A 15764-nucleotide genomic window follows, 5' to 3' on the forward strand; every position below is an offset into this window, starting at 1 on the left:
GGGCGATCGCCGATGAGACGCTGGCTGACCACCGCCCTGGCTCTCGCAGCGCTCGGCGCGGTCGGCTTCGGCCTGCACGGCCGCACCGGCCCGGTGCCGACCCGGGAGGCCGCCTCCCCTGCGCCCGTCCCGGTCGTCACGGGGAGCGTCGCGCAGCACGACGTCCCGCTCGTCCTCACCGGGATCGGAACGGTCCAGGCCCTCAACACCGCCGCCATCCGCAGCCAGGTCACGGGCATTCTGGAGAGCGTCGACTTCACCGAGGGACAGGCGGTCAGGCGCGGCGACGTGCTGGCGCGGATCGACCCGCGCGTCTTCCAGGCGCAGCTCGATCAGGCCCAGGCCCAGCTGGCGCGCGACCAAGCGCTTCTGGCCAACCAGCAGACGAATCTCGGGCGCGACGAACCGCTCCTGCAGCGCGGCTTCGCCACCGACGAGCGGGTCACCGGCGAGCGCGCCCAGGTCGCGCAGACGCAGAGCAGCCTGAAGGCCGACCAAGCCGCAATCGACCTCGCCCGGACGCAGCTCGACTTCGCGACCCTGCGCGCGCCCTTCGACGGCGTCACGGGCCTGCGCCTGATCGATCCGGGCAACATCATCCGCCCGACCGACGCCACCGGGATCGTGGTGCTGACACAGGTCCAGCCGATCAGCGTCGTCTTCACCCTGCCCGCCGCCGAGATCGCGGCCGTGCAGGCGGCCCTGGCGCGCGGGCCGGTGCAGGCGGTCGCCTACGACCCGTCCGGGACGCGGCCGCTCGACACCGGTACGCTGCTCCTCATCAACAACCAAGCGGACGCCAATACCGGCACGGTGCAGCTCAAGGCGACCTTCCCGAACGCGGACAGGCAGCTCTGGCCGGGCACCTTCGTCAACGTGGCGGTGACGACCCAGACCGTGCGCGACGCGCTGACCGTCCCGGCCGATGCCGTGCAGCAGAACGACCACGGTCCGTACGTGTTCGTGGTCGGTGCGGATCGGACGGTCTCGCTCCAGCCCGTCCAGGTCGCGCAACGCCAGCGCGGCACGGTCCTGATCGCGTCCGGCCTGAAGGCCGGCGAGATCGTGGTAGTGCAGGGCCAGTACCGGCTCACGCCAGGCACGGCGGTGGTTGACGCGCCGGCCTCGGCCGTTCCGAACACCACCACGGCGAGCGCGGGGATGCTGCCATGAGCCTCTCGGCTCCCTTCATCACGCGTCCGATCGCCACCGCGCTCCTGATGCTGGCGATCGTGGTGCTGGGGGCGATCAGCTACACGCAGCTTCCCGTCGCGGCGCTGCCGAACATCGACTCGCCGACCATCCAGGTGACCGCCCAGCTTCCGGGCGCCGATCCGAACACGGTCGCCTCCTCGGTCGCCACCCAGCTCGAGCGCCAGCTCGGCCAGATCCCCGGCCTCACCCAGATGACGTCGAGCAGCGGCACCGGCTTCACCCAGATCACCCTGCAGTTCGACCGCAGCCGCACCATCGATTCCGCGGCGGGCGACGTGCAGGCGGCGATCAACGCCACTCAGGGCCAGCTCCCGGCCGCCCTCCTCAGCCCGCCGACCTACCGCAAGACCAACCCGGCCGACACGCCGATCCTTCTCATCGCGCTCACCTCGGACGTGCTGCCGATCATGACGGTGAGCGACTACGCGAACTCGATCCTGGCCCAGAAGATCTCGCAGGTCCCGGGCGTCGGCCTCGTCGGGGTCGGCGGCCTGCAGAGCCCGGCCCTGCGCATCCAGGTCAACCCCGCGCAGCTCGCCGCCCAGAACCTCGATTTCGAGACCGTCCGCACGGCGCTCGCCAACCTGACGGTGCTCCAGCCCAAGGGCCAGCTCTACGGCCGCCAGCAGGCGATCGCCCTCCAGACCAACGACCAGCTGACCACCGCCGAGGGCTTCGCGGAGGGGATCATCGCCTACCGCAACGGCGCGCCGATCCGCGTCCGCGACATCGGCCGGGTGGTCAAGGCCCCGCAGGACACCACGCTCGCCGGCTGGCTGAACGACAAGCCCGCCGTGCTGCTCAGCGTCCAGCGCCAGCCGGGCGCCAACGTCGTCGCCACGGTGGCGGCGATCAGGGCGGCCCTGCCGCAGCTGCAGGCCGCCCTGCCGCCCGGCATCCGGGTCGAGGTCGTCTCCGACCGCACGCAGACGATCCAGGCGAGCCTGGAGGACGTGAAGTTCACGCTCCTCCTCACCATCGCCCTCGTGGTCGGGGTGATCGCCCTGTTCCTGCGCCGGCTGTGGGCGACCGCCATCCCGGCCATCGCGGTGCCGATCTCGCTCGTGGGCACCTTCGCGGTGATGCAGGCCCTCGGCTACTCGCTCGACAACCTGTCGCTCATGGCCCTGACCATCGCGATCGGCTTCGTGGTCGACGACGCTATCGTGATGGTCGAGACCATCGTGCGCCACATCGAGGAGGGCGCGACGCCGATGCAGGCCGCCCTCGACGGGTCCCGCGAGATCGGCTTCACCATCCTGTCGATCTCGATCTCGCTCGTCGCGGTGTTCATCCCGCTCTTTCTGATGGGCGGCGTCGTCGGCCTCCTGTTTCGCGAGTTCGCCGTCACCGTGGCGGTGTCGATCCTCGTCTCGGTGGTGGTGTCGCTGACGCTGACCCCGATGCTCGGCGCGCGGCTGCTCCCGGCCCACGAGGCCGCCCCGGGGCGGGTCTCCCGGCTGCTCGAACGCGGCCTCACCGCCCTGACCGAGGCCTACGGGCGGGCCCTGAACGTCGTGCTGCGCCACCGCCTCGTGACGCTCCTGACCTTCTTCGCCACGCTGGCGCTCACCGGGCTCCTGTTCGTGATGATTCCGAAGGGCTTCGTCCCGCAGCAGGATACCGGCCTGATCGTCGGCATCAGCGAGGCCGCGCAGGACGTCTCGCCCGCGGGCATGCGCCAGCGTCAGCAGGCGATCCTGGCCCTCGCCGCCCGCGACCCGGCCGTCGCCACGGCGGTCGGCTTCATCGGCCCGGGCGGAGCGACCGTCACGGAGAACAACGGGCGCGTCTTCCTCACGCTGAAGCCGAAGGGCGAGCGGGACGTCACCGCCGACGAGGTCATCGCCCGGCTCTCGAAGGTCCTCCAGCAGGTCCAGGGCATCACGCTCTTCATGCAGGCCGCACAGGACATCACGATCGGCGGCCGCCTGTCGAAGACGCAGTACCAGTACACGCTGACCGGCGTGAACCGCGACGAGCTGAACCTCACCGCGCCGAAGGTTCTGGCGGCGCTGAAGACGTTGCCGGAACTGACCGGCGTCGCGAGCGACCAGCAATCGGCGGCGCGCACGCTCACGATCGAGATCGACCGCGCCGCCGCCGCGCGCCTCGGGATCGACCCGGCCCTCGTCGACGACACCCTCTACGATGCGTTCGGCCAGCGCCACGTGGCGCGGATCTACACGGCGCTCAACCAGTACTACGCGATCCTGGAGGTCGACCCCGCCTATCAGCTCGGCCCCGGCGCGCTGGATCGGATCTACGTCTGGTCGCAGAGCAACACGGCGGTGCCGATCAGCCAGATCGCGCGGCTCGTGCCGGGCGTCGCCCCGGCGGCGGTCAACCACCAGGGCCAGTTCCCCTCGGTGACCCTGAGCTTCAACCTAGCGCCGGGCGCCACGATCGGCGCGGCGGTGGCCGCGGTGCAGCGGGCGACCGCGGCGCTGCACCTGCCGGGCTCCATCGCGACGGGCTTCCAGGGCAACGCGCAGGCCTTCCAGGCGTCGCTGTCGAGCACGCCGCCGCTGATCCTGGCGGCCCTGTTCGCCGTCTACGTCATCCTCGGCATGCTCTACGAGAGCACCATCCACCCGATCACCATCCTGTCGACGCTGCGCTCGGCGGGGCTGGGCGCGCTGGCGACGCTGATGCTGGTCGGCCGGCCCCTCGACCTGATCGGGATCATCGGCCTCATCCTGCTCATCGGCATCGTCAAGAAGAACGGCATCATGCTCGTCGACGTGGCGATCGCGGCGCAGCGCCAGGGCCACGCCCCGCCCGAGCAGGCGATCCACGACGCCTGCCTGCTGCGCTTCCGGCCGATCCTGATGACGACGCTCTGCGCGCTCCTCGGCGGCGTGCCGCTGATGCTCGGGACCGGCACGGGCGCGGAGATCCGCCAGCCGCTGGGCTACGCCATCGTCGGCGGCCTGCTCGTGTCGCAGGTGCTCACGCTGTTCACGACGCCGGTCGTCTACCTGTACATGGAGCGCCTGAGCCAGTGGCTCGCGTCGCGCGCGCGGCCAATGCGGGACCTGCCGACGGCCTGATCGTCCAGCCCCGAGCGGCTCTTCGGGCCGCTGCACCTGTTCGGCAACGCGCATCGATCCCCTGCCGCCGATCTCCGCCCGGCATCGGCAGCATGATCCGGATCACGGAAGACGATCCCGCGTGCGCGCAGGATTCAGCCTGCCTCGACCGATACCATCGGCCCGGGATGCCGACGCATCGATCTCGATCCCGGGCTTGCCCGGGATCGAAGGGGCCGTCGAGCCATCTCGCCGTGTCGAATTCAAGCCGAGGGCTTGAAGCCAAGGACTTGAAGCTAAGGGCTTGAAGCCGAGGGCTTGGCGCCACGTCGAGAGCGGCACAACGGTCATGGGTCATGACCGTTGGTATGATCCAGGTCTTCGGGCAGGGCGGCAACGACACCGTCCTGGGCGGGACCGGTCGCGCAGGGCTCATCTCCGACGGCGAGCCGGCGGGTATCCCCTCACGTCGAGCGGACCTGGCGGCGACCGGACGCGACCACGGTGCGGCGCGTCCGCTACGGGAGATCCAGGCGGCGCCGGTAGGCGGAAGGCGCGGCGCCGACGATCGACCGGAAGCTGCGGGCGAACGCCGTGGGGCTGGCGAAGCCCACCTCGAGCGCGATCACGGCGATCGGCAGGTCGCCCGCGCGCAGCAGATCGACCGCACGGGCCACGCGGCGCCGCGTGACGTAGGCGAGCGGCGTCTCCCCGGTCGTCGCCCGGAAGGCACGGTGGAAATAGCCCTCGGACAGCCCCGCCAGGGCCGCGAGCGCGCCGATCCGGATCGGCCCGCCCAGGTGCTCCTCCACGTGTTCGGCGATGCGGCGCATCTGCCGGGCGGTGAGCCGCAGCGGGCGCTCGGGCGGCACGCCCGCTGCGCCGAACCGGCGGGCCAGATAGGCTCCCAGCAGCGCCGAGACCGTGTCGCAATAGGTGCCGTCGAGGGCGCCGTCGCGGCGGTGCAGCCGGTCGAGTTCTGCCAGCAGGCCGTGCAGGACCGGGTCCTCGACGCAGCAGAAGGACGGCACCGACGCGGCGGCTCCCGGCGCCAGCGTCAGCGAGGCCCAGTGCCAGGCCACCCCGCGCAGGCGCAGGCTGCGCGCGCAGCCCGCCGGCAGGAACGAGACCGCGCCCGGCCGGTCGGGGCCGTCGTAGCGCCGCCCGTCCGCGTTCGCCATCTCGTGCCGCTCGGCCCCGCCGCGCAGCGTCGTCATCAGGATCGGCGCGGCGGACAGGATCGTGCCCTCCACCGCCGCCGTGTAGGGCCGCGCCGCCGCCTGGAACAGGCCGCCGTCCCAGGCGAAGCTGCGCCAGTCGTCGGGGGGCGGCGTGACGCGGCCCGGATAGAGGCGGTCGCGGTCGGCGGAGTTCATGGATGGGGACATCCTGTCGAGGCAGAGTGTCAGCGGGTGCCGATCCGGTCAAATACCGGGCACGAAAGGGTCAGGATCGGCACGTCCACGTCAGGAACGGGCGCGCTCTTCTGCGCCACAGGCCCTATGTGGCGGTGAACCGACGCGACCGCGACAGCCGGAGACGCCCCCATGAGTCGAGACGTGACGAACCAGGACGTGACGAGCCGGACCGTGAAGCCCAATCCCGAATCCGCCCTGCCGGCGAGCCGGCGCGACGTCATGGCCGCCGCCGTCGGCCTGTCCGCCGCGGCGCTGGCGGGCACGGGCGCCGCGGTGGCGCAGACCGCCGCCGCGCCGGCCGCCGGCCCGGTCAACACCCGCACGGTGGGCAAGACCGGCGAGACGCTGCCGCTGCTCGGTCTCGGCACCTACCTCACCTTCGACCTCCTGCCGGGCAAGAACCGCGACCACCTGCGCGCGGTCGCCGACACCTATCTCGACGCGGGCGTGCGCGTGGTCGACACTTCGCCGCTCTATGGCACCGGGGAGGTCAGCATCGGCGACTTCCTCAGCGTCCGGCGCCAGACCGACGAGGTCTTCCTCGCCAACAAGATCTGGTCCACCGGCGAGTACCTCGCCGACGAGAGCCACGCGCTGCGCAGCTTCGAGCAGTCGCAGACGCGGCTGTGGCGCGAGCGCTTCGACCTGCTGCAATGCCACAGCCTCGTGAACGTCGAGGTGGTGGTGCCGATCCTGCAGGCCTGGAAGAAGGAGGGGCGCACCCGCCTCGTCGGCGTGACACATCATCAGAACGAGTACCACGACGTGCTGGCCACCTGGATCGAGCGCGGCGGCGTCGACTTCGTGCAGGTCAACTACTCGATGCTCAACCGCAGCGCCGAGAACCGCATCCTGAAGGCGGCGGCCGAGCGGGGCATGGGCGTGCTCATCAACATGCCGCTCGACAAGGGCCGCCTGCACAAGGCCGTGGGTGACGCGCCGCTGCCGGACTTCGCCCGGGAGATCGGCGCGCAGAATTGGGCGCAGTTCTTCCTCAAGTGGGTGATGGGGCACCCGGCGGTGACGACGGTGCTGTGCGCCACGGCGAATCCCGATCACGCGGCCGAGAATGTCGGCGCCCTGCGGGGACCGCTTCCCGACGCGGCGATGCGCGCCCGGATGCTGCGGCACGTCGAGACCCTGCCGGGCTTCGCGACGGCGGCGCGCCTGCCCTATTACCCCGACAAGCAGGCGATGTATCAGGGCGTGATCCGCCGCTCGCAGGCGGCCGTGCGCCAGCGGCAGAGCTGATGCGCGGGAGCCCCCTGGGGCGCGCCGTCGCGCTGGCGTGGCTGAGCGCCGCCGGACCCGCTTGGGCCGGCGAACCGCCGGCCGGCCCGGTCGCCCTGGACCGCACGGAGGTCACGGTGGCCGCCTTCGCGGCCTTCGCGGACCGCACTGGCCTGCGCACCGCGGCGGAGCGCGACGGCTACGGGCACGACTATGCCGGGGGCTGGCAGCGCCGCCCGGGCTGGCACGTGCGCGCCCCCTACGGCGTGCCGGCGGCTCCCGACGAGCCGGCCGTCCACGTCACCTGGGCGGAGGCGCGCGCGTACTGCGAGGCCGCGGGCGGGCGCCTGCCGACCGCCGAGGAATGGCGCGCGGCCGCCTACACGGAGGCGCGGCCCACCCCGACCGACGGCTTCGCGCGCGGCCGCACCTACCCCTACCCCGTCGGCGACACCCCCGAGGGCCTGCACATCGCCGAGGCCGGCGCGCGCCGACACGCCCCCGTGGGGAGCGGGCGCCCCGGGGTGAACGGCCTGCACCACATGGGCGGCAATGTCTGGGAATGGCTCGCCGACCGCCGCGGCGGCGAGGCCCTCACGGCCGGCGGCTCGTGGTGGTATGGCGCGGCGCAGACCCGCCGCGACGGTCTGCAATGGAAGGAGGCCGCCTTTCACGCGGTCTATATCGGCTTCCGCTGCGCGCATCCGTGACGTCATCCGCGCGCCCCTGATCGCCGGGCCGGCCGGGATCCTTCCCGGGCGCGGTTCGTTGCGAGCCCAAGGGCAGCGGGATCGTCCGCCGCCGGCCGGGGCCGGCCGGCAGCCGGGGCCGTCGCGACGGTCCAGGCACCACCCTCGGGCAGGAGAGACAGGCATGGAACGGTCAGCGCTCGTGGCCGGCGTCAGCGGCATCGTGGGCAACACGCTCGCCCGCCACCTCGTGGCGGAGGGCTGGACGGTCCACGGCCTCGCGCGCCGGCCGACCGCCCTGCCGGGCGTGCACCCGGTGGCGGCCGATCTCACCGAGGCGGGCACCCTGCGGGATGCGCTGGCCGCGCTGCGGCCGAGCCACGTCTTCATCACCACGTGGCTGCGCCAGCCCACCGAGGCGGAGAACATCCGGGTCAACGGCGCGATGGTGCGCAACCTGCTCGACGCGCTGTCTCCGGGCGGCAGCCTGCGCCATGTCGCGCTGGTCACCGGGCTCAAGCATTATCTCGGCCCCTTCGAGGCCTACGGGAAGGGCAGCCTGCCGCCCACGCCGTTCCGTGAGGAACAGCCGCGCCTCGACGTCGAGAACTTCTACTACGCGCAGGAGGATGAGGTCTTCGCCGCGGCCGACCGCGACGGCTTCGGCTGGAGCGTGCATCGGCCCCACACCATCATCGGCTACGCGCTCGGCAATGCCATGAACATGGGCGTGACGCTCGCCGTCTACGCCACGCTCTGCCGCGAGACCGGGCGCCCGTTCGTGTTCCCGGGCTCGCGCGCGCAATGGGAGGGGCTCACCGACATGACCGACGCCCGCCTGCTGGCGCGCCATCTCGCCTGGGCCGCCACGACGCCGGCGGCGCGCAACCAAGCCTTCAACGTCGTCGACGGCGACGTCTTCCGGTGGAACTGGATGTGGGGGCGGCTCGCGGGCTGGTTCGGCCTGGAGCCGGCGCCCTTCCCGGAGGCGCCGGCGCCCCTGGAACGGCAGCTCGCCGACGCGGCCCCCGCCTGGGCGGAGATCGCCCGCCGACACGGTCTCGTCGAGGCGGATCTCGGGCGCCTCGCCTCGGCCTGGCACACGGACGCGGATCTCGGCCGCCCGATCGAGGTGGTCACCGACATGAGCAAGAGCCGCCGGCTCGGCTTCCTCGATTACCAGCCCACCGACGACGCCTTCTTCGATCTCTTCGCCCGGCTGCGGGACGAGCGGGTCATCCCCGATCCGGCCCAGTGAGCGGTATCGTCAGGTCTCCTCGGCCTCCAGCACCAGGTCGATGGTCCGCAGGACGAGTTCGACCTCATCGGTGGTCGGGTCGGCCTCGACGTCGCCGTGAACGATCCGATTCCGCAGATCGATCAAGTCGCGCAATCGGCGCTCCCGGTCGGCCTCGATGAGGCCGTTCATGGCGAGGCTCTGGATGACGGAGCCCGGAGAGAGTGCTCGGCCCACCTCCGCACGACCGCGCGCGCGCAGCGCCGCTTCAAGGAACGACCAAGCCAGAATGAACGCGGCACGGCGATGGCCCTGCGCCAGGAGCGCGTCAGCCTCCTTGACGGCGGCGCGGATCGCCGCGGGCTCGACACCGGCAATCGCAACCGATGCCAATGGATCGGTCCCCATGACGGCGACGTGCAGGCGCCAGTCGGGCCGCCCGTCGAACAACCGGCGGATCTCTTGAAGGCGCGGGTCCGCCAAGCCTGACCGCCCCTTGACCTCGATCACGATGTTCTGGCCCGACTTGCGCGCCAGCGCGTCGGGCCGGTAACCACCCAGAAAATCGGGCAGATCTCCGCGGTCGGGATGTGCCGTGAAGGTGAAGCCATCCGCCTCGTAGCGCGCCCGCAGGCTGTCGATGAACCGGGTCTCGGCCTCCTGAAGGATGGATGTCATCACAGCCTCCGCCAGCTGAGATCATCATCTACGCGGACATAGACGACCGGCTTCACCACCGCCAGGACCGCGAGAAGCTGCGCACTCGGCTCCACGATCGCCGAGTCCGACTCGGGCTCGAATTTCTGCACGAGGACGCGTTCGACGGCCTGATCGCTCATATATGCGATATGGATCAGCGCATCCATGATGGGTTTCACGATATTATCGATATCGCCCTGCATGACCGCCTCAGGGAAATAGTAAATTGTCAAGGAGACCGGACGATGATCGAGAAAGCCGAGGCCATCCGTCTCGTGGATTCGATCGCGGGCTGCATCCCTGACCATGGTCTTCCAGCGCTCCCGCGACCGGCCGCTCGCCTGAAGCGATATCGGCGTCGCGGCAATGAAGAATTCCAGAGGGTAGAGGGTGTCCTGGACTGACACGATCCGATGCATCCCCTGCTGAGCGAAACGCTCGGCCTCACGGCAGGGTGCCATCGCGACTTACCTTAGGCAATCGAGCCGTTCAGGGCGGCCTGAACTGCCCTCCATCGATCCGCTCGTGTGCAGGCATCTCGTCAAACCGGAGCGCGACCGGGCTCGTGGTGCTTGACCAGCCACAGGCTGGTCTCCCAGGCCCCGTCCGGGAGCGGCAGCCGAGCCAACGCAGAACCGTCCAGCCCGTCGGTCGCGGTCGCGACGTAGCGGCTCGCGAACAGGAGCGCGTAGGCGCCGCCCTGCAGCAGCGCGCCGACCGCGACCTGCTCGTTGTAGCCGCGCCAGGTCCAGGCGGCCGGATAGGCGTCGGGCAGGAAGATGTCGTGCAGGTGCACGAGGACGCCCGGGGCGAGCCGCGGCAGCACGTCGAGGAGCAGGCGGTCGACGTCGCTGCCGGGCATCGCCACGTGGCTCGAATCGACGAACAGCACGTCGCCGGGTTCGAGCGCGGCGGCGGCCTCGGCGTCCTCCGGACCGAACAGGCGGGGGTGATGGCGCACGCACGGCAAGCCGTCGAGGCGCGCGCGGGGGTTCGGGTCGATGCAGGTGATGCGGGTCGGCAGGCCGCCATCCGCGACCGCCTGGGCCAGGAAGCGGGTCGAGTGGCCGGAGCCGACCTCCAGGATGCGCCGCGGGCGGTGGCGGCGCACCAGCGCGTAGGCGGCGGCCGCGTCGAGGCGGGGGAACCAGTCCTGTCCGAAGCGCGGCGGGACCGCGCCGACGAGGCCGGGCCCACCTGCCGCGATGCGGGCAAGGTCGGGGGCGTGGGCCTGGATCGCGTCGAGGACCGCACGGAACTCGGCTTCCGCCGCGGCGAAGAGCGGGCGGAGAGCCGGATAGGGAAGCGGCCGCGCGGCGGCCGCGTGCCGATAGGGAATGAAGAACCCCCCGGCCGGCAGGCCCAGGAGCGTGCGCAGGTGGAGGTGCGCCCGGCGCAGCCGCGCCCGGCCGGACAAGGCTCAGCCCGCCTTGCTCACCGGCTCAAGGTCGGGCTTGAGGCCGGGGCCGTCGACGGGGGGCGCCGGCACGACCGGGGGCACGGTCGGTGGCACTTCGGCGCGGCCGCGGATCGCCGCCGCGAGGCGTCCGCGCTCGAACAGCAGCACCACCACGATCGCCACCGCGAAGGGGATGAGCAGGTAGAACAGGCGGAAGATCAGCAGGGCGGCGAGCACGTCGACCTTCGGCAGGTCCGGCATCGCCGTGATGAAGATGACCTCGAACACGCCCAGCCCGCCCGGCGCGTGCGAGACCAGCGCAGCGGAGAAGGAGGCCAGGAACACCGCCAGCACCACGACGAAGCCCGGATTCCCGACCTCCGGCAGCGCGAAGTAGATGATGCCGGCCGCGCCCAGCAGTTCGAGCGGCGCGGCGACGAGCTGGCGCAGCATCACCTGCGGGCGCGGGTATTCGAGCTTGAACGAGCGGATGGTCATCGGCTTGAGGTGCAGGATCGAGCCGATGACGTAGAGGGCCACGAAGGCGAGCAGCGCCCCGCCGAGGATGCGGGCGGTCGCCGGGTTGGTGAGGAGCGCCGGCAGCTTGCCTTCGAGGCGCGAGAGCAGGTCGGGCTGGAGCGTCAGCACGATGCCGCCGAGCAGCATGGTGCCGAGACCGAAGGTGAAGGAGCACAGCGCGACCAGCACCGCGACCTGCGCCGCCGAGAGGCCCTTCGACGTGTAGGCGCGGTAGCGCACCATCGCGCCCGAGAACACCGAGGCGCCGATGTTGTGCGAGAGCGCGTAGGTGGTGAAGGAGCAGACCGACACGAAGAGCCAGGAGATGCCCTTCACGCCGAGATGGATCAGCGCGATGCGGTCGTACCAGGCGAGCGCCGCGTAGGCGACCAGGGTCGAGAGGGCGGCCAGCGCGTAGCGGTGGGCCGGGATCGCCGCGAGGCTCGCTTCGAGATCGGCGAAGGAGAGGCCTTCGAGCTGGTGCCAGAGCAGGTAGACCGAGACCACGACGGCCGCGAGGCCGATGATCGGCCAGATGAACTCGCGAAGTTTCTTCATGACGATCCCTGCCGCACCTTCGTGGTCGGCGCGCTTCTGCCCGAGCGCGCTTCCGGCCGCAAGAACGTCGCGCGGACGTCCCGCCGGATGGCGCCTCTCCTTTCACGCGATCATGACGCTTTCGTGCCGCCGATTCACAGGCCGCGCTCGTCGAGCCAGTCGAGCATGAGGCGGGCCACACCCTCGGCCCCGAAGTCGAGCTGCAGGAAATGGGCGATGTCCGGCACGGTGCGGTGCTCGGCGCCGTGATAGAGGGCGGTGCGCCACGTCGTCGCCGGCCAGATCATGCGGTCGAGCGCGCCGCCGATGACGAAGGCCGGCAGGCCCGCGAAGGCCGCCGAGAGCGGCAGCACCGGCCAATGCGCCTCGGCCAGCGCGACCGGGCTCTCGGCCGACATCCGGGCGGCGTAGCGCTGCGCCCGGTCGAGCGGCAGCCCCTCCGAGAACAGCCAGTGCCGCGACAGCGCCACCGCCGGTTCGCGACCGGGCAGGAGCGATCCGGCCAGGGCCTCGAACCAGAAGCCCGGATCGGTGAGCGCGATGCGGGTGCCCACGAGCGTGAGCCCGTCCGGCGGCAGCGGCGCGAGCAGGACGAGCGCGCGCATCGGCACCTGCCCGATCAGCCGCTGGGCGAGAAGGGCGCCCAGCGAGTGTCCGATGACGACCGGCGGCTCGGCCCACTGGCCGGCCGCGAGGCGCAGGTCGTCGAGGTAGTCGGTGAGCGACGCCGACCGGAGCGCCCGGCCGCCCTGGCTGCGCCCGTGGCCGCGCAGCGAGAAGGCCGCGGCCCGCCGGCCGCGCCGGGCGAGGTGGGGCAGGAAGACCTCCTGCCAGATCCACGCCGCCCCGAAGGCCCCGTGCACGAAGAGGAGCGGCGCGCCGCGCGGCTGCCCGGCGGGCTGCGCCTCGATCCATTCGAGCGCGGGACCGCCGGGCCGGCCGAGCATCGCCGCGGTGACCCGCGCCTCCGCGCCGGTCGCCACGGGAAACCGGCCGCCGCCCTGTTCAACCTGCCGCGTCATCGCTCCGCTCCGAGGCTTCCGCACGCTCGCACCCGTACCCGGTCGGCGGCCAAGCTCGTGCCCGCTGACTTTCCGTCACATGCCGGATGAACACAATGCACCCGTCCGGCTTGAGCAGAGCTTGCGGTCGACGCGACACCACGCCACCACGAGGCGCCATGACCCAGACCTCCGCCTCCCCCGCCCTCGCTCCCGACGGGCTGACGCTGATCCCCGCGACGCACGTGGCGGCCGTCGTCACCTCCCTGGAGATGCACGCGCCGCCGGACCGGCCGGTCGCGCCGCTCCCGCTCGTGCGCATCGACGCCGACCTGCCCCGCTACCGGGCGCTCTACGCGCGGGTCGGCGCGCCGTGGCTGTGGTTCAGCCGGGCAAGGCTCGGCGACGCGGCGCTCGGGTCGATCCTGAACCATCCCGACGTCGAGGCCTACGCGCTCGACCAGGACGGGACGGATGTCGGACTGCTCGAACTCGACTGGCGCGTGCCCGGCGAGGCCGAGATCGCCTTCTTCGGGCTGGTGCCGGAGGCGGTCGGCCGGGGCACCGGGCGGCGGCTGATGGCCGAGGCGCAGGCGCGCGCATGGCGCCGCCCGATCGCGCGGCTGTGGGTGCACACCTGCACCTTCGACCATCCCGGCGCGGTCGCCTTCTACGAGCGATCCGGCTTCCGCGCCTTCGCGCGCGCCGTCGAGGTGGTGCCCGATCCCCGCCTCGACGGAACCCTGCCCCGCTCGGCGGCGCCGCACGTCCCGCTCCTCGCGGACCGCGCCGCCCTCACTCCACGGTGACGGATTTGGCGAGGTTGCGCGGCTGGTCGACGTCTTTGCCCAGCACGACGGCGGCGTGGTAGGCCAGGAGCTGGATCGGCACCGCGTAGACGATCGGCGCCACCACCGGGTCGAGGTCCGGCATCATCAGCGTCGCCAGCGTGTCGAGCCCCGCGGCCTCCGCCCCGCGCGCATCGCCGATCAGCACGATCCTGCCCCCGCGCGCCGCCACCTCCTGCATGTTCGACACCGTCTTCTCGAAGATCGCGTCGTGCGGCGCGATCACGATCACCGGCACCGCGTCGTCGATCAGCGCGATCGGGCCGTGCTTGAGTTCGCCCGCCGCGTAGCCCTCGGCGTGGATGTAGGAGATCTCCTTGAGCTTGAGCGCGCCTTCCAGCGCCATCGGGTAGGCGGTGCCGCGCCCGAGATAGAGCACGTCGCGCGCCTTGGCGATCTCGCGCGCCAGCCCCTCGATCGCGCCCTCCTGCTTGACCGCCTCGGCCATCAGCCCCGGCACCGTGATCAGCGCATCGACGAGGCGGCGCTCCTGGCTCGCGTCCAGCGTCCCGCGCGCGCGTCCCGCCGCGATGGCGAGGCACAGGAGCACGGTGAGCTGGCAGGAGAACGCCTTGGTGGAGGCCACCCCGATCTCCGGCCCCGCCAGCGTCGGGGCGACGGCCGAGGCCTCGCGCGCGATCGTGGAGGTCGGCACGTTGACCACCGCCAGCGTGTGCTGGCCCTGGGCCTTGGCATAGCGCAGCGAGGCCAGGGTGTCGGCGGTCTCGCCCGATTGCGAGATGACGAGCGTCAGGCCGTTGGCCTCCAGCGGCGGCTCGCGGTAGCGGGTCTCGGAGGCGACGTCGATCTCCACCGGCAGCCGCGCCAGGCTCTCGAACCAGTACTTGGCCACGAGCCCGGCGTAGTAGGCGGTGCCGCAGGCGGTGATCGAGAGGCGCGAGAGGGTGGCGAAGTCGAAGGGCAGCGCCTCGGGCAGCGCGACGCGCCCGTTCGCCAGATCGACGTAATGGGCGAGGGTGCGCCCCACCACCTCGGGCTGTTCGTGGATCTCCTTGGCCATGAAGTGGCGGTAATTGCCCTTGTCGACCAGGAAGGATTGGGTGGCGATCCGCTGGCGCGGCCGCGCGACGAGCGTTCCCGCCTGGTCGCGGATCTCGGCGCCCGCGCGGGTGAGGACGGTCCAGTCGCCCTCTTCCAGGTAGGTGATCTCGTCGGTGAACGGAGCGAGCGCCAGCGCGTCCGAGCCGAGATAGGTCTCGCCCTCGCCGAAGCCGATGGCGAGGGGGGCGCCGTGGCGGGCGCCGATCAGGAAGTCCTCCTCGCCCGCGAACAGGAAGGCGAGCGCGAAGGCGCCGCGAAGGCGCGGCAGGGCGGCCGCCACGGCCTCGCGGGGGCTCAACTGCTGGTCCATGCCGCGGCTGACGAGCTGGGCGACGACCTCGGTGTCGGTCTCGGTCTCGAAGACGCAGCCCTGCGCCTGCAGCTCGGCCTTCAGCTCGCGGAAATTCTCGATGATGCCGTTGTGGACCACGGCGAGGCGCGGAGTGGCATGCGGGTGGGCGTTGGTCTCGTTGGGCCGGCCGTGGGTGGCCCAGCGGGTGTGGCCGATGCCGATGGCGCCCGAGAGCGGGCTCTGGACCAGCTTGAGCTGGAGGTTCGACAGCTTGCCCTCGGCGCGGCGGCGCTCCAGGCGGCCGTCCTCCAGGGTCGCGATCCCCGCCGAGTCGTAGCCGCGGTATTCGAGCCGCCGCAGGGCGTCGATCACCTGTCCCGCCACGGCGTTCCGACCCACGATCCCAACGATGCCGCACATGCTGACCGCCTCGCCTTTGGACGGCGGCGTCCCATTCCGGCACGCTCCCCGCCTTCATTCCCCGGCCGGCGCAAGCGCCGGGCCGGCCATCTGGTTCCCGAGCACGACAGTCTAGCCGGCCGCCCTGCGGCTCCGCCAGCCCGCC

At 71.8% G+C, this 15764-nt stretch carries 13 protein-coding genes; 6 read left to right on the forward strand and 7 right to left on the reverse strand.

Annotated features, from left to right (window positions below):
• Positions 1 to 12: 12 nt before the first annotated feature.
• Both MFF61_RS06705 and MFF61_RS06710 read left to right on the forward strand, forming a co-directional pair.
• A complete protein-coding gene (locus MFF61_RS06705; RefSeq protein ID WP_238234305.1) occupies positions 13 to 1173 on the forward strand; it encodes an efflux RND transporter periplasmic adaptor subunit in 1161 nt (386 codons plus the stop codon).
• Positions 1170 to 4268 (forward strand): efflux RND transporter permease subunit, encoded by a 3099-nt coding sequence (locus MFF61_RS06710; RefSeq protein WP_238234306.1) that lies wholly within the window; start codon positions 1170 to 1172, stop codon positions 4266 to 4268. The genes MFF61_RS06705 and MFF61_RS06710 overlap by 4 nt, the downstream gene beginning before the upstream one ends.
• A gap of 497 nt (positions 4269 to 4765) precedes the next feature.
• Here MFF61_RS06710 and MFF61_RS06715 read toward each other — a convergent pair whose 3' ends face one another.
• The gene (locus tag MFF61_RS06715) at positions 4766 to 5623 is read right to left on the reverse strand and encodes a helix-turn-helix transcriptional regulator (RefSeq protein WP_238234307.1); all 858 of its coding nucleotides are present in this window, start codon (positions 5621 to 5623) and stop codon (positions 4766 to 4768) included.
• Between the two features lie 171 nt (positions 5624 to 5794).
• Here MFF61_RS06715 and MFF61_RS06720 point away from each other — a divergent pair, with 171 nt between their 5' ends.
• From MFF61_RS06720 to MFF61_RS06730, 3 genes are all read left to right on the forward strand, one after another.
• A complete protein-coding gene (locus tag MFF61_RS06720) occupies positions 5795 to 6916 on the forward strand; it encodes an aldo/keto reductase (RefSeq protein WP_238234308.1) in 1122 nt (373 codons plus the stop codon).
• On the forward strand, positions 6916 to 7605 hold the full coding sequence (locus MFF61_RS06725; protein ID WP_238234309.1) for a formylglycine-generating enzyme family protein: 690 nt from the start codon (positions 6916 to 6918) through the stop codon (positions 7603 to 7605). Before MFF61_RS06720 ends, MFF61_RS06725 begins: the two co-directional genes overlap by 1 nt.
• A 163-nt stretch (positions 7606 to 7768) precedes the next feature.
• Entirely contained in the window at positions 7769 to 8842 is a 1074-nt protein-coding gene (locus tag MFF61_RS06730) for an SDR family oxidoreductase (protein WP_238234310.1), read from the forward strand.
• 9 nt (positions 8843 to 8851) lie between these two features.
• On the opposite strand, the gene MFF61_RS06735 is transcribed toward MFF61_RS06730, so the two are convergent.
• From MFF61_RS06735 to MFF61_RS06755, 5 genes are all read right to left on the reverse strand, one after another.
• Positions 8852 to 9499: a hypothetical protein gene (locus MFF61_RS06735; RefSeq protein WP_238234311.1), complete on the reverse strand. Its 648-nt coding sequence runs from the start codon at positions 9497 to 9499 to the stop codon at positions 8852 to 8854.
• Positions 9499 to 9927, reverse strand: a complete 429-nt coding sequence (locus tag MFF61_RS06740) for a RusA family crossover junction endodeoxyribonuclease (RefSeq protein WP_238234312.1) — start codon at positions 9925 to 9927, stop codon at positions 9499 to 9501. Before MFF61_RS06740 ends, MFF61_RS06735 begins: the two co-directional genes overlap by 1 nt.
• A gap of 134 nt (positions 9928 to 10061) precedes the next feature.
• Positions 10062 to 10937: a class I SAM-dependent methyltransferase gene (locus MFF61_RS06745; protein ID WP_238234313.1), complete on the reverse strand. Its 876-nt coding sequence runs from the start codon at positions 10935 to 10937 to the stop codon at positions 10062 to 10064.
• Positions 10938 to 10940: 3 nt separating this feature from the next.
• Positions 10941 to 11996, reverse strand: a complete 1056-nt coding sequence (locus MFF61_RS06750; protein ID WP_238234314.1) for a lysylphosphatidylglycerol synthase domain-containing protein — start codon at positions 11994 to 11996, stop codon at positions 10941 to 10943.
• A 134-nt stretch (positions 11997 to 12130) separates the two neighbouring features.
• Positions 12131 to 13018, reverse strand: coding sequence for an alpha/beta fold hydrolase (locus tag MFF61_RS06755; RefSeq protein WP_238234315.1), 888 nt, complete (start codon positions 13016 to 13018; stop codon positions 12131 to 12133).
• A gap of 158 nt (positions 13019 to 13176) precedes the next feature.
• Here MFF61_RS06755 and MFF61_RS06760 point away from each other — a divergent pair, with 158 nt between their 5' ends.
• Positions 13177 to 13806 (forward strand): GNAT family N-acetyltransferase, encoded by a 630-nt coding sequence (locus MFF61_RS06760; RefSeq protein ID WP_238234316.1) that lies wholly within the window; start codon positions 13177 to 13179, stop codon positions 13804 to 13806.
• Here MFF61_RS06760 and glmS read toward each other — a convergent pair.
• On the reverse strand, positions 13793 to 15619 hold the full coding sequence (gene glmS, locus MFF61_RS06765) for a glutamine--fructose-6-phosphate transaminase (isomerizing) (RefSeq protein WP_238234317.1): 1827 nt from the start codon (positions 15617 to 15619) through the stop codon (positions 13793 to 13795). The two genes, MFF61_RS06760 and glmS, sit on opposite strands and share 14 nt — an antisense overlap.
• Positions 15620 to 15764 lie beyond the last annotated feature (145 nt).

Origin of the sequence: Methylobacterium isbiliense, from assembly GCF_022179325.1 — a bacterium.
GTDB lineage: Bacteria > Pseudomonadota > Alphaproteobacteria > Rhizobiales > Beijerinckiaceae > Methylobacterium > Methylobacterium isbiliense.